Genomic DNA, 14,270 nt, shown 5'->3' on the forward strand with positions numbered 1-14,270 from the left:
CGACGAAGCCGCAGACAGTACAAATAGTACGGAACCGATTCACTTGGTGCTTCAGCACCTTAGAGAATCGTTCTCTTTGAGCTAAGGCGAGGCAACGCCGTACTGGTTTAAATTTAATCCACTATATAATAAAGAAAAACACCTTATCGCCGTTTCAATACCGTAGGAATTTATCCGAATAAAAGAAACGCTCCGCCGTCATTCCCACAAAAACGGTCATCCGGAAACATAAGGCTGAAGCGTTTTTCGGGAATGACGATTTGAAAGTTGCCCGAAATTCAAACACAGGCAAAACCGGACGAACTTGATTTCCGTACATACAAGAATGATAAAACAAATAAAGAAAACAATGAGATAGTTGATTTTTCCTTTGGACTTTCGATATTTTCGGCGGCTGAAAAAAAATCCGCACCCGCCTTCAAATGCGGATACGGATTTTCTTGTCAAATAAACTTATTCGGCCAACAATTCTTCTGGTTTGACTTTTTCGCCATATACGGGCAACAGGGTTTTTTCATAGGCGGCTTTCAGACGGCCGTCTTTTTTCATGGCGGCGATTTCGCTGTTGACCCAGTTCAGGAGGTCGGCGTTGCCTTTTTGAACGGCCGGTGCAATGAATTCGGCAGGGCCGAGGTTGCCGATGGCGACTTCAAAGTTCGGGTTTTCTTTTGCCCATGCCCACAGCAGGGCGTTGTCGTGGGCGAGTGCTACGCCGCGGCCGTCTTTCAGTGCGTCGAAGGTTTCGGTATTTTGGTCGAATTTCAGCAGTTTGACTTCGGGATGGTTTTTGGTGAAGAAGGCGTCGGCGGTGGTGCCTTTGTTGACCAGCAGGGTTTGGTCTTTCAGTTGCGCCATGTCGGTAATCGGTTTGTCTTTGGGGGAAACTACGCCCAAGGCCACTTTCATGTAGGGGTCGGCAAAATCGACCGCTTCGGCGCGTTCGGGTGTTTTGGTGAAGTTGGCGAGGATGAGGTCGACTTTGCCGGAACGGACGTATTCGACGCGGTTTGCGGCCTCGGTCAGGACGAATTCGACTTTGTCGGGGCTGCCGAGCAGGTCTTTGGCCAGGTCTTTGGCGATTTCAACGTCAAAACCTTGGTTTTTACCGTTGGCATCAACATAGCCGAACGGAGGCTTGTCGCCGAATACGCCGATACGGATGACGCCTTTTTCCTTGATGGAGGCAACGGTTGCCGCGCCGCTGCTTTGTGAAGATTGGGCATCGCCGGATCCGCCTCCGCAGGCGGTCAGACCCACGGCGATGGCTGTTGAAGCGAGTAGTGCTTTGAATTTTGCGTTCAGTTTCATTGGGAATCTCCTTTTTGAATGTTTGCTTGGGATGAAATGCCGTCTGAAAGGGGGTTCGGACGGTTTACGGTAAATCAGTAGTCCATACCTGCAAGAAATTGGCGGGCGCGTTCGCTTTTGGGTGCGGAGAAGAAGGTTTCGGGGTCGGACGATTCGACGATGCCGCCTTTGTCCATGAAGACGATGCGGTCGGCAACTTTACGTGCAAACCCCATTTCATGGGTTACGATGAGCATGCTCATGCCTTCGCGGGCGAGTTCCAAAACCACTTCCAAGACTTCGCGCACCATTTCGGGGTCGAGTGCGGCGGTGATTTCGTCCAGCAGGATGACTTCCGGATTCAGGCACAGGGCGCGGACGATGGCGATGCGCTGTTTCTGGCCGCCGGAGAGTTCGCGCGGATAGGCGTTTTTGCGGTCGAGCAGTCCGACGCGCTCCAACAGCTTGTCGGCTTGCGCCTCTGCTTCGGCACGGTTGCGGTTTTGTACTTTTACCGGGCCTAAGAGGATGTTTTCGATGACGGTCATATGGGCAAACAGTTCATAGCTTTGAAAGACCATGCCGACTTTTTGCCGGGCGGTTTGCCAGGAAACGTCTTTACCGAATTCGCCGACGCCGTCCATCACGATGCTGCCGCCTTGGTGCGATTCCAAACCGTTGACGCAGCGCAGGAGTGTGGATTTGCCGCAGCCGGACGGACCCAGCAGTACGATGACTTCGCCTTTTTCCAAGTCCAAGTCTAAGGATTGGATGGCGGTTACGTTGCCGTATTGTTTGTGCAGCTTGCGGATGCTCAGTAAAGCCATGTCAGTGTTCCCATTTTTGTTCAAGTTTTGCAGCCAGTAGCGACAGCGGCCAGCAACAGAAGAAATACAGCATAAAAATCAGGCCGTAAACCCAAAATGAAGCATTGGGCTGCGTCAGCAACGAGTTTTCAATAATTTGCTGCCCGACTTTGACCACTTCAATCACGCCGATAAGCGAGGCGAGCGAGCTGGTTTTGATCATGCGCGTGAACAGGTTGACTGCGCCGGGCAAGACGCGGCGGATACTTTGCGGCAGCTCGATGTAGCGGAATACCTGCCCGCGGCTCAAGCCGAGTGCCAGGCCTGATTCGACCTGGTGTTTTTCAATCGATTCCAATGCGCCGCGGACCAAATCGCCCATTTCGGCGATGCCCCACAGGGAAAATACCCAGACGCAGACCCAAAATCCGCCGATATGTATGCCCGTCCACACAGACAAACCGAAATACAGGCCGAACAGCCACACCAAAATCGGCACGATGCGGATGGTTTCGAGATAAAACCGTCCGATAAAGCGGATGAGCTGGTTGCGCGAACGCAAAACCAAGCCGAACAGCGTGCCCAATACGCAAGAAGCCGCAACAGAGATTAAAGAAATTTGTGCCGTTAAGAGCAGGCCTTCGCCCAAGCGCGCCGCGTTTTGTCCTTCAAACAGCCAGTCAAACACCATATTTTGCACTCCGTACGCGGTTTTCTGCCCAGCGCGCCAGAAGCGAAACGGGCAGAAGGATGATCAGGTAGCTGGCAAACAGCAGGAACAAGGCTTCGTTGGTTTTATAGTCCATGCCGATGATGTCTTTGGTAACGAACAACAATTCTGCAATGCCGACCGCGCTGACGATAGATGTTTCTTTCATCAAAAACAATACGTTTGCGCCGATGGCGGGAACGGCGACCGCCCATGCCTGAGGCAATTCGACATAGCGGAAGACTTGAAATCGGCTCAAACCGATGGCCTTGCCCGCTTCAATCTGTCCTTTTGGGACGGACAAAATACCGGCGCGGATGGCTTCTGCCATATAGCTTGCGCCCAAGAAAACCAGTGCGATCACGCCGCAGGTGAAACCGTCCCATTTAATGCCCATTTTCGGCAGGCCGTAATACAGGAAAAACAATTGGATCAGCAGGGGCGTATTGCGCGACAGCTCGATATAGGCGCGCGCCAATGCGTAGAAGGGGCGGATGCGGTATGCCGTTACCACGGCGACGGGCAGGTCGAACAGCAACGACAAAACAACGCCGTAAACGGACAATTCCAGCGTCAGCTTTGCCGCATCGGCGAATTTGGGGACGGCATCGATTAAATAAGGCCAGTTCATCAGAATCAGAAATCAGCTTAACGAAAGGCGGTATTTTAATGAACTTGCAAGATAATGTTAAAGAATGCTTGGGAATATCAAACATCGGAAAAAAGAATAAGGCGATGCCGTCTGAAAACCTTTCAGACGGCATCGTGCCGGATTCCGCGTCAGATTTCGCTACCGCCGACGGTCAGTCCGGCATCAATCCGCAAGGTCGGTTGCCCCACGCCAACAGGGACGCTCTGCCCTTCTTTACCGCACACGCCGACACCGCTATCCAACGCAGTATCGTTGCCTATCATGGAGACGTGTTTCAACACTTCGGGGCCGTTGCCGATAATAGTTGCGCCTTTGACGGGATATTGCAGCTTACCGCCTTCCACCCACCACGCTTCGGATGCACTGAACACGAATTTGCCGCTGGTAATGTCCACTTGTCCACCGCCGAAGTTGACGGCGTAAATGCCTTTGTCGATGGACGCGATGATTTCGTCGGGTTCGTAGCCGCCGTTTTCCATAAAGGTGTTGGTCATACGCGGCATAGGGGCGGAAGCGTAACTTTCACGGCGGCCGTTGCCGGTCGATTGCGTGCCCATCAGGCGGGCATTGGTTTCGTCCTGCATATAGCCGACCAAAATACCGTCTTCAATCAATACGGTGCGGCGGGTTTCGTTGCCTTCGTCGTCGATATTGAGCGAGCCGCGTCTGTCGGCAATATTACCTTGGTCAACGACGGTAACGCCTTTGGCGGCCACGCGCTCGCCGATTCGTCCGGAGAAAACGCTGGTTTCTTTGCGGTTGAAATCGCCTTCCAAACCATGTCCGACCGCTTCGTGCAGCAACACGCCCGGCCAGCCGTTGCCCAAAACGACGGTCATCTCACCGGCAGGCGCAGGACGGGATTCGAGATTAATCAGGGCTTGTTTGACGGCGGAATCGACAAACTGCCGTACCAAAGTTTCATCGAAATACGCCAAATCATAACGTCCGCCGCCACCTGCGCTGCCCTGCTCGCGACGCTCGCCCTGCTTGGCGATAACGGTAACGTTCAGGCGCACCATCGGACGAATATCCGCGGCGTGTTTACCGTCCAAACGGGCGATGTACACCATATCGTATTCGCAGGTCAAACCGGCCATCACTTGCACGATACGCGGATCGGCGGCTTTGGCCAGCGTTTCGACTTTGTTCAACAACGCGACTTTGGCAGCGGAATCAAGGCTGGCAATAGGATCCATCGCCATGTGGACAGGCTTGCCGTAGGCAGGTGTCGGCACTTTGACACTGGCTTCGCCACCGGCCGCACCAATCACGCGCACTGCTTTGGCAGAGCGGTTGATCGAATCAATACACAGGCTGTCGGCGTAGGCAAAAGCAGTTTTATCGCCCGAAACGGCACGCACGCCCACACCCTGATCGATTTGGAAGCTGCCTGATTTGACGATGCCTTCTTCCAGATGCCAACTTTCATAAGCGGTGCGCTGACAATAAATATCGGCATAATCGACATGGTTGGCACCGATAATGCTCAGGCTTTGGGCGAGCAAATCGGGAGAAAGATGGTTGGCTTCGAGCAAATCTCGCTGTACGGCATAATAGGTTTGATGCATGGTGTCGGAGCATAAAAAATCAGTGGGCCGATTATACGGCATTTGTTATGAAAATGTATCGTGCCGCCTGAAATGTAAGATTTTTGCCAACATCCCCTGCTTTTGTGTACACTTAAAGCTCTTTGTCGGAGTGCTGCCCGCCGGGCGGCTGAGATTGCGAAAGCAAAATCCGTAGAACCTGTCGGGGTAATGCCTGCGTAGGAAACAAACCTTCCCTGCCCGTTCGGGCTTCCGTTCCCTTTCCGCACTTCCCCGCCCACCTTCCTTCTTTTTAAAGGACGTCATATGTCGGGCAATATTTCACAACAACCTTCGTCTGCCGCCTCCGCTGCCGGCATCGGGCTGATTTGGTTCGGCGCGGCGGTATCGATTGCCTAAATCAGCACGGGGACTCTGCTCGCCCCCTTGGGCTGGCAACGCGGTTTGGCGGCACTGCTGATCGGCCATGCTATCGGCGGCATATTGTTTTTCGCGGCGGCATATATCGGCGCATTCACGCAAAAAAGCGCGATGGAAAGCATACGCCTGTCGTTCGGCACAGGCGGTTCCGTCTTATTTTCGGCGGCGAACGTGCTGCAACTGGTCGGCTGGACGGCCGTCATGATTTATTCGGGTGCGGCGGCAAGTTCCGCACTGGGCAAAATGCTCTGGCAAAACGGGTCGTTTTCCTGGTGGGCTTTGGCCAACGGCGCGCTGATTGTCTTGTGGCTGATTTTCGGCGCACGCAAAACAGGATGGCTGAAAACCGGTTCGATGGTGCTGATGCTGTTGGCGGTTCTGTGGCTGAGTGCCGAAGTCTTTTCCACGGCAGGCAGCACCGCCGCACAGGTTTCAGACGGCATGAGCTTCGGAACGGCAGTCGAACTGTCCGCCGTCATGCCGCTTTCCTGGCTGCCGCTGGCCGCCGACTACACGCGCCAAGCACACCGCCCGTTTGCGGCAACCCTGACGGCAACGCTCGCCTATACGCTGACGGGCTGCTGGATGTATGCCTTAGGTTTGGCAGCGGCGTTGTTCACCGGAGAAACCGATGTGGCAAAAATCCTGTTGGGCGCGGGCTTGGGCATAACGGGCATTCTGGCAGTCGTCCTGTCGACCGTTACCACCACTTTTCTCGATGCCTACTCCGCCGGCGTAAGTGCCAACAATATTTCCGCCAAACTTTCGGAAACACCCGTCGCCATTGCCGTCGCCGTTGTCGGCACGGTGCTTGCCGTCCTCCTGCCCGTTACCGAATATGAAAACTTCCTTCTCTTGATCGGCTCAGTATTTGCGCCGATGGCGGCCGTTTTGATTGCCGACTTCTTCGTCTTAAAACGGCGTGAGGAGATTGAAGGCTTTGACTTTGCCGGACTGATTCTGTGGCTGGCCGGCTTCATCCTCTACCGCTTCCTGCTGTCGGCAGGCTGGGAAAGCAGCATCGGCCTAACCGCGCCCGTAATGATTGCTACCGCCATTGCCACCGTATCGGTACGCCTACCGTTTAAAAAATCATCCGACATACAAAGGAACCCGTCATGACCCGTATCGCCATCCTCGGCGGCGGCCTCTCAGGAAGGCTGACCGCACTGCAACTTGCAGAACAAGGTTATCAGATTGCACTTTTCGACAAAGGCACCCGCCAAGGTGAACACGCCGCCGCTTATGTTGCCGCCGCCATGCTCGCGCCTGCGGCGGAAGCGGTCGAAGCCACGCCTGAAGTCATCAAACTGGGCAGGCAGAGCATTCCGCTTTGGCGCAACATCAGAGGCCGTCTGAAAACGCCTGCTATGATGCAGGAAAACGGCAGCCTGATTGTGTGGCACGGGCAGGACAAACCTTTATCCAACGAGTTCGTCCGCCATCTCAAACGCGGCGGCGTAGCGGATGACGAAATCGTCCGTTGGCGCGCCGACGACATCGCCAAACGCGAACCGCAACTCGGCGGACGTTTTTCAGACGGCATCTACCTGCCGACCGAAGGCCAGCTCGACGGGCGGCAAATATTGTCTGCACTTGCCGACGCTTTGGACGAACTGAACGTCCCTTGCCATTGGGAACACGAATGCGCCCCCGAAGACCTGCAAGCCCAATACGACTGGCTGATCGACTGCCGCGGCTACGGCGCAAAAACCGCGTGGAACCAATCCCCCGAACACACCAGCACCTTGCGCGGCATACGCGGCGAAGTGGCGCGGGTTTACACACCCGAAATCACGCTCAACCGCCCCGTGCGTCTGCTGCACCCGCGTTATCCGCTCTACATCGCCCCAAAAGAAAACCACGTCTTCGTCATCGGCGCGACCCAAATCGAAAGCGAAAGCCAAGCTCCTGCCAGCGTGCGTTCAGGGCTGGAACTTTTATCCGCACTCTATGCTGTCCACCCCGCCTTCGGCGAAGCCGACATCCTCGAAATCGCTACCGGCCTGCGCCCCACGCTCAATCACCACAACCCCGAAATCCGTTACAACCGCGCCCGACGCCTGATGGAAATCAACGGCCTTTTCCGCCACGGTTTCATGATTTCTCCCGCTGTAACCGCCGCCGCCGTCAGATTGGCAGTGGTACTGTTTGACGGAAAAGACGCACCCGAACGTGATGAAGAAAGCGGTTTGGCGTATATCCGAAGACAAGATTAAAGCCGTCTGAAAGGAACCCCATGACCTTCCCGCCCCTAAAATCCCCGCTCAAATTCTACGCCGTCGTTCCCACCGCCGATTGGGTGGAGCGCATGGTCGAAGCAGGTGCCGACACGGTGCAACTGCGCTGCAAGACCCTGCACGGCGATGAATTGAAACGCGAAATCGCCCGCTGCGTCGCCGCCTGTCAGGGCAGCCGTACGCAGCTTTTCATCAATGACCACTGGCGCGAAGCGATAGAAGCAGGCGCGTACGGCGTACATCTCGGACAAGAAGATATGGACACCGCCGACCTTGCCGCCATCGCCGCCGCCGGTTTGTGCTTGGGTTTGAGTACGCACTCCGTCGCCGAACTCGACCGCGCCCTGTCCGTACACCCCAGCTACGTCGCCAGCGGCGCGATTTTCCCGACCACGACCAAGCAAATGCCCACCGCCCCGCAAGGCTTGGACAAACTGCGCGAATATGTGAAACAGGCAGGCGGCACGCCCGTCGTCGCCATTGGCGGCATCGATTTGAACAATGCTGAAGAGGTATTGGCAACCGGCGTTTCCTCACTCGCCGTCGTCCGTGCCGTGACCGAAGCGGCAAATCCCGAAGCGGTGGTTAAAGCGTTTCAGGCTTTGTGGAATAAAAATAAATAAGATCGTCTGAAAATAATAAAGTCTAAAACCAGACGTACCAGATAATATATTTACAGAGGAATTTATTTTTTATTTTATTCATTTTTATCATATTTTAAAATTTTAAAAAGATACATAAGGAGCAATTTGATAACAATGAAACCAAGAGAGTTATGTGAAAAAGCATGGCAAGAAATAGCAAGTAAATTTCCTGATTTTAAGATAATTTCTAAATGGCAGAAATTAAAGAGAGTATCTAAAAACAGGGATATTACATTTGAAATCTATTTTCAGGCTGATAGGCACAATTATCAATGTAGCGTGCAATTTATTCCACATATCGCCATTTACTCAAAAGATATGAAAAAGGCAAATATCAATAATGGTTTTATATATGGCGGAGAGTTAGGGAGTTTGATAAATAGAAAACCTTGGACTTGGTGGCAGTTAGCAGGAGCAAGCTATAAATATACGGTAGAGGATGTTAGCAAACTCATAAGGGAGCATATAATACCGTTATTTGACGATTTTGAGGACACAGAAACTAATATTGAAAAAATTATAAATGAGGATATGAATGACTATAATTTATTGTATTACATCTATTATTTTAGCGGAAAAGCTAAGGCGCAGCAGTATTTTAATAAAATAATCAAAAAAGACAAATTAAGAAAAAAGTATATTGGTTTTTATAATTCTTTGAATGAATTACCAAAGGAAAGCATTTCATTAGACATATGTGAATTTGTTGGAGATACTATGATTAAATTTGCCTATATTAATGGGATTGAAATAGAAAAATAATAAATAATTGAACATAAAAATATTAATGGACGCAAATGTTGCAGGTTCGCTTGCAACCCAACATTTACAAAGGTCGTCTGAAAACCTCTATAAACACCGAAATATCGAGAAACCATGAACATCATCTTAAACGGCGAACCCGCCGAACTTCACGGCACGACCATTGCCGACCTCATCGCCCAAACCGCGCCGCAACAGCCTTTTGCCGTGGCGGCGAACACCGTTTTCGTCCCCAAAGGCGCGTATGCGGAAACGGTTTTGAACGAAAACGACAAAGTCGACATCGTCCGCCCCGTCGTCGGCGGCTGAATGCCGTCTGAAACCCCAAAGGCACGCCTCCGGCTTTCAGACGGCATCGTATCCCAAACATATCAAGGAATTTTTATGCTCACCCTATACGGAGAAACTTTCCCTTCACGGCTGCTGCTCGGTACGGCTGCCTACCCGACCCCCGAAATCCTCAAACAATCCATCCAAACCGCCCAGCCTGCGATGATTACCGTCTCGCTGCGCCGCGCGGGAAGCGGTGGGGAGGCGCACGGGCAAGGGTTTTGGTCGCTATTGGAAGAAAGCGGTATCCCGGTGCTGCCGAACACAGCAGGCTGCCAAAGCGTGCAGGAAGCGGTTACGACGGCGCAGATGGCGCGCGAAGTGTTTGAAACCGATTGGATTAAGCTCGAACTCATCGGCGACGACGACACCTTGCAGCCCGACGTGTTCCAACTTGTCGAAGCAGCGGAAATCCTAATTAAAGACGGCTTTAAAGTGCTGCCTTATTGCACCGAAGACCTGATTGCCTGTCGCCGCCTGCTCGACGCGGGCTGTCAGGCGTTGATGCCGTGGGCGGCTCCGATCGGCACGGGTTTGGGCGCGGTTCACGCCTACGCGTTGAACGTCCTGCGCGAACGCCTGCCCGACACGCCGCTGATTATCGACGCGGGCTTGGGCTTGCCTTCTCAAGCGGCGCAAGTGATGGAATGGGGCTTTGACGGCGTGCTTTTNAACACCGCCGTTTCCCGCAGCGGCGATCCGGTCAATATGGCGCGCGCCTTCGCCCTCGCCGTCGAATCCGGACGGCTGGCATTTGAAGCCGAACCGGTCGAGGCTCGCACCAAAGCGCAAGCCAGTACGCCGACAGTCGGACAACCGTTTTGGCATTCGGCGGAATATTGAAAAAGGCGGCAAAAATGCCGTCTGAAGGCTTCAGACGGCATCGCGGCTCAAAACGGCGGCAGCCTGAAACGGACAAACCGCCATTCCCCGGCATCACGGCTTTGTCGTGAGGAACAGGGAAACCAGCCGGAAAACCTTGCCGCCCGCCCCGACACCGCAACCAACGAAACACCCGGCCTCCACGGTGCGCAGGCTGCCACGCAAGCCCCAAGTACGGCAACAGAAGAAGCGTTTTGTTGTTGTTTGAATACATTTAAAAATACCTAAAGCCATCCGTAAGCCTTCATCCGCAACGGTTTCACCGCTTTTGCATCCCCGAATCCACACTCAAACACCCCCGAATGACAACCCTGTCCGCGCCAAATCGGACGGATGTTCAAACACGGGCAACCTTATTTCCGTCAGGCACGAAGCCCTCAGCTATGCCTGCCGACCCCGATTTGTCCGGCACAATGAAAGTTTGCCGACCCGAATCACAAACATCGGCAAATAGTTTAATTTGTTTATTTTTCATCGTGTTACAAAAAATCCACATTTATTTTTAAATTTTTATTGATAATTATTATTATTAGCGTATAATTAAAACCACTCGGAAGTCGTCAATTCCGAACCATTAAACACTGTATTCCCTCATCATTCACTTTCACACTTGGAGTCGGCATATACGAGACATACATTCCCTTTTTATATATCAGATACTCAAAACCGAAATGCCAAACCCACCTTCGCGGTGGGTTTGGCATTTATTGTCCGGCTTTCGCGCTTATTTGCAAGACTTGAGGTTCAGTTTGCCGTATGGGGACGTGATTTTACGGATTTCGTCCGCATCGGCGGCATTCACGCCGGTAAACAAAACCGTCATACGCGACACGCTCAAAGAATCGTCCTGCCGGCTGGTTTCCGCAGCGCGTTCAACAATATGCGCCCCGCCGAATCCTGCGCCTGCAAGCCGGTTTTGCAGGGCTTGGGCGTTTTCCCGGCTGTTGCCGACACCCAAACTCAATGCGCCGTCAAACGGTATGGGGTTGAAACCTTTGGCAGACAGCTCCGCCGCCTGATTTTCGGCATCGGCGGAAACGGGCAGGACGACGCGATAGGTTTTGTCGGCAGGTTTGGCTTTGGCGGTACGTTTTTCAACGCTCCTGCTGGCAACGTGCGACCATTTGCCCAGAAGTCCTTTGATGCGATGGTAGTCGTCTTCGTCCATCGTGAGGCTTGCCTGCGCCGCACATGAAGCACGTCCGTCCGGCGCAGTATTCATTTCACTGTCTCCCCCCTCTTTGCCTGCCTTTTCGGCGGCAAGTTTTTCTCGGCGTGCTTTTTCTTCACGCTGTTTTTTCTCTTTCAGTTTTTTCTGTTCCGCTTCTTTTTTCAAGCGCAACTGCTCCGCCTGTTCTTCGCTCAGGATGTCGCCCTGTTTGAGCAGTACGCCTGTATCCGATTCAGATGCCGTCCGAACGGCAGGATCGGATGCTGGAATATTCCGAACAACTGGCATAGTTGGGGCAACTGGTTGAACCTGCAAATTGTTTGCGGCATTTTGTGCCTCCTGTATCCTGCCGGCCTGTTTCAGTGTCAGTTTATAGCCTACCGTACCGCCGAATACGGCAATATTAATCGCAACCAAAAGGATAAATAGCCATTTCATCTCTGTATTCCCTAAATATGTTCATATTCCCTGCCTTCGGCGGCAATCATGTTCAACAACCCGTAAATAACAAGGTTGTCGACAACGCGCACGGCATTGGCTTCTAAAAACGCAGACGGCATGGCTTCTGCGACTTTTGCCGCACCGCCGCCGGTAATGATGACATCGACAGACTTGCCAGCCCCGATTTTTTCTTTCAAACGCCCGTGCATCATCATAACCGAGCCGCAAACCGCATCCATCATACCGCTGGCAACAGCATTGCTCGTCGTGGTCGGAAACGGATAAACTTTACCGATAGGACGGTTTAGATTGGCCGTTTTGACGGCAAGCGATTCTTTCATTAGATGGAAACCGGGCATGATGGTTCCACCGAGATAATGCCCGTCATCGGTGAGCGCATCAACCGGTACCGCCGTTCCGCAGCTGACGACGACGCAGGCATTGCGACTGAAACGGCGGCTGCCCAAGGCGTTAAACCAACGGTCGGAACCATGTTCTTCGGGATGACGGTAGTGATTACGTATGCCTAAAGCCTGAGCGGAAGACGGCAGCCATTCGATTGTACTTGCGAGCTGTTCCTGAACCTGTGCCTTTTTTGATTCCCCGCACACGGCGCAACCGACAATGCGGACGCGTTCATCCGCCCTTTCCGTCCACTCCGCGCCCAAATGGGACAAATCACGGTACGGTGCACGGCTGACTGCTGTAAATATGCCGTTTTCCACCCATGCCCACTTGAGCTGGCTGTTACCGCCGTCCAACAGCAAAAAACGTTCCGGTTCCCGCTTCCTCGGAACAGAGACCGGCCTGTCGTCGGGCCGCAGGCTGATTTCGCCGCTGACGACCGTCTGTTCGCCCTCTGCCGTTTCCAAGTGCAGAACGCCTTGTCCGTCCACGCCTTTAACCGTGCCTTCGCACACGGTTTCGCCGTCGCGCAAAAGCAATACTGCCTTGCCGTGGTCGCGGTTGGCCGTTTCATATTCCTTTAAAAATGGCGCAAACCCTTCTTCCGCATATTGCGCCAACATCGCGTCCAGTTCCGCAAGCAATGTTTCCAGCAGCACGGCGGCATCGGCATTTCCCCGCCGTGATGCCGTCTGAAACAGAGATTGCACGGAAGCGGCGTTTTCCACTTCCTTGGGCAGCACGAAATTGATGCCAATACCGACGACGGCAACCGTTTTGCCGCCCACCCTGACCGTTTCAATCAGAATGCCGCCCAATTTGTCGCGTCCGACGACCAAATCGTTTGGCCACTTGATTTGCGTTTCCAAACCCAAACGCGACAAGGCGCGCCGGCACGCCACTGCCGCAACAGGCGACAGCGAACCCAACTCATACTGCGGCCGGTCAAACACCCAGCCGAAACTGAACATCAGACACTCGCCCAAACGGTGCGACCACTTCCGCCCCTGCCGCCCCCTGCCCTTACTTTGCAGATGAGCCACGCATAAGGCCTTATGTACTTTGTCCGGAGAAATCCGCGCCAGCTCCAGTATCTCGTCGTTGCTGGACGCGCACTCGTGTTTCAATGCCGTCTGAAAACCCGACCTTTCCCCCAACTCGCGCAAACCTTCGGCATCGAAAACCGCCAAGGGGCGCACCAGCCGCCAATAACCGTCATGTTGGCGTAACAGCCCGCGTATGTGCGCCGGCATCTGCTGCCAAAAACCGTTGAGCTGCTGCGGCTTCATGTCCGCCATACGCGCCAGTTGCGAGACGTGTTGCGGCAAACCGTCGGCAAGCTCCGCCAACACCCGCCAGTGCGAAGGCTTCAAAACCGTCATTTTCCGCCCTCTGCCGCACGGATTTTTGCCAAAGTCTTCGTCGTCGAAGTCTGGTGCAGAAACGGAATTGAAAACACCTTGCCGCCGCGCGCCAACGTTTCCACTGCCCCGACAATCTTATCCACGGCCCAATCGCCGCCCTTGACCAAAATCTCAGGTTTGACCGCCTCAATCAACGCCGCCGGCGTATCCTCGTCAAACCACGTTACCAAATCCACACTTTCCAAAGCGGCGGCAACGGCGGCACGGTTCTCCAAAGGATTGACCGGACGGTCGCCGCCCTTGCCCAAACGCCGCACCGAAGCATCGGTATTCAACGCCAGCACCAAGGCCGCCCCTTTCGAACGCGCCTGCGCCAGATAAGTAACGTGCCCCCTGTGGAGGATGTCGAAACAGCCGTTGGTAAACACCAGCGGGCGCGGCAACCGAGCCAACCGTTCGGACAAAGCCTCAGGCGGACAGATTTTCGATTCAAAATCAGGAACAGACCAATGGCCAACCATCAAAAGCCTCCGACAGAAACCATAAAAGACAGAAAACCTACATGATACAGAAGCATATACGAAAGGCAAAGCCGAAGGCGCACATG

Annotated in this window: 14 protein-coding genes, 1 pseudogene and 1 riboswitch; of the genes and pseudogenes, 6 read left to right on the forward strand and 9 right to left on the reverse strand. The window is 53.6% G+C overall.

The features are described from left to right. Positions 1-453: 453 nt before the first annotated feature. The 5 genes from ACRPFF_RS05315 to tldD form a co-directional block, all read right to left on the reverse strand. Positions 454-1,308, reverse strand: a complete 855-nt coding sequence (locus ACRPFF_RS05315) for an amino acid ABC transporter substrate-binding protein (protein WP_432674017.1) — start codon at positions 1,306-1,308, stop codon at positions 454-456. 74 nt (positions 1,309-1,382) lie between these two features. Further along, positions 1,383-2,114, reverse strand: coding sequence for an amino acid ABC transporter ATP-binding protein (locus tag ACRPFF_RS05320; RefSeq protein ID WP_432674018.1), 732 nt, complete (start codon positions 2,112-2,114; stop codon positions 1,383-1,385). 1 nt (position 2,115) lies between these two features. Then, entirely contained in the window at positions 2,116-2,784 is a 669-nt protein-coding gene (locus tag ACRPFF_RS05325; RefSeq protein ID WP_432674019.1) for an amino acid ABC transporter permease, read from the reverse strand. Beyond that, positions 2,774-3,433 carry an amino acid ABC transporter permease gene (locus tag ACRPFF_RS05330; protein ID WP_432674020.1) on the reverse strand — a complete coding sequence of 220 codons (660 nt, stop codon included), beginning with the start codon at positions 3,431-3,433 and terminating at the stop codon, positions 2,774-2,776. The genes ACRPFF_RS05325 and ACRPFF_RS05330 overlap by 11 nt, the downstream gene beginning before the upstream one ends. A gap of 149 nt (positions 3,434-3,582) precedes the next feature. Further along, entirely contained in the window at positions 3,583-5,025 is a 1,443-nt protein-coding gene (tldD, locus tag ACRPFF_RS05335; protein WP_432674021.1) for a metalloprotease TldD, read from the reverse strand. A 116-nt stretch (positions 5,026-5,141) separates the two neighbouring features. Next, a riboswitch (TPP riboswitch) is annotated at positions 5,142-5,246 on the forward strand. A gap of 64 nt (positions 5,247-5,310) precedes the next feature. On the opposite strand from tldD, the pseudogene cytX reads away from it, so the two are divergent. The 6 genes and pseudogenes from cytX (at position 5,311) to ACRPFF_RS05365 (ending at position 10,243) form a co-directional block, all read left to right on the forward strand. Next, a pseudogene (gene cytX, locus ACRPFF_RS05340) lies at positions 5,311-6,546 on the forward strand (putative hydroxymethylpyrimidine transporter CytX). Continuing rightward, positions 6,543-7,643: an FAD-dependent oxidoreductase gene (locus ACRPFF_RS05345; protein WP_432674022.1), complete on the forward strand. Its 1,101-nt coding sequence runs from the start codon at positions 6,543-6,545 to the stop codon at positions 7,641-7,643. The pseudogene cytX and the gene ACRPFF_RS05345 overlap by 4 nt, the downstream one beginning before the upstream one ends. A 20-nt stretch (positions 7,644-7,663) precedes the next feature. Further along, entirely contained in the window at positions 7,664-8,287 is a 624-nt protein-coding gene (gene thiE, locus ACRPFF_RS05350) for a thiamine phosphate synthase (RefSeq protein ID WP_432674023.1), read from the forward strand. Between the two features lie 135 nt (positions 8,288-8,422). Continuing rightward, a complete protein-coding gene (locus ACRPFF_RS05355) occupies positions 8,423-9,070 on the forward strand; it encodes a DUF4304 domain-containing protein (RefSeq protein ID WP_432674053.1) in 648 nt (215 codons plus the stop codon). Between the two features lie 114 nt (positions 9,071-9,184). Then, complete coding sequence (thiS, locus tag ACRPFF_RS05360; protein ID WP_432674024.1) at positions 9,185-9,379, forward strand: sulfur carrier protein ThiS; 195 nt, start codon at positions 9,185-9,187, stop codon at positions 9,377-9,379. A 75-nt stretch (positions 9,380-9,454) separates the two neighbouring features. Continuing rightward, positions 9,455-10,243, forward strand: a complete 789-nt coding sequence (locus tag ACRPFF_RS05365; RefSeq protein WP_432674054.1) for a thiazole synthase — start codon at positions 9,455-9,457, stop codon at positions 10,241-10,243. Positions 10,244-10,336: 93 nt separating this feature from the next. Here the strand turns inward: ACRPFF_RS05365 and ACRPFF_RS05370 are convergent, their stop codons facing one another. The 4 genes from ACRPFF_RS05370 to rfaE2 all read right to left on the reverse strand — a co-directional run bounded on the left by ACRPFF_RS05370 (position 10,337) and on the right by rfaE2 (position 14,184). Then, positions 10,337-10,516 carry a hypothetical protein gene (locus tag ACRPFF_RS05370; RefSeq protein WP_176608576.1) on the reverse strand — a complete coding sequence of 60 codons (180 nt, stop codon included), beginning with the start codon at positions 10,514-10,516 and terminating at the stop codon, positions 10,337-10,339. Positions 10,517-11,006: 490 nt separating this feature from the next. After that, positions 11,007-11,891 carry an SPOR domain-containing protein gene (locus ACRPFF_RS05375; RefSeq protein ID WP_432674025.1) on the reverse strand — a complete coding sequence of 295 codons (885 nt, stop codon included), beginning with the start codon at positions 11,889-11,891 and terminating at the stop codon, positions 11,007-11,009. An 11-nt stretch (positions 11,892-11,902) separates the two neighbouring features. After that, on the reverse strand, positions 11,903-13,681 hold the full coding sequence (locus tag ACRPFF_RS05380) for a bifunctional biotin--[acetyl-CoA-carboxylase] ligase/type III pantothenate kinase (protein WP_432674026.1): 1,779 nt from the start codon (positions 13,679-13,681) through the stop codon (positions 11,903-11,905). Continuing rightward, positions 13,678-14,184 carry a D-glycero-beta-D-manno-heptose 1-phosphate adenylyltransferase gene (rfaE2, locus tag ACRPFF_RS05385; RefSeq protein WP_314169854.1) on the reverse strand — a complete coding sequence of 169 codons (507 nt, stop codon included), beginning with the start codon at positions 14,182-14,184 and terminating at the stop codon, positions 13,678-13,680. The genes ACRPFF_RS05380 and rfaE2 overlap by 4 nt, the downstream gene beginning before the upstream one ends. Positions 14,185-14,270 lie beyond the last annotated feature (86 nt).

This window comes from Neisseria sp. SLRRB23 (genome assembly GCF_050896295.1).
Taxonomy (GTDB): Bacteria; Pseudomonadota; Gammaproteobacteria; order Burkholderiales; family Neisseriaceae; genus Neisseria.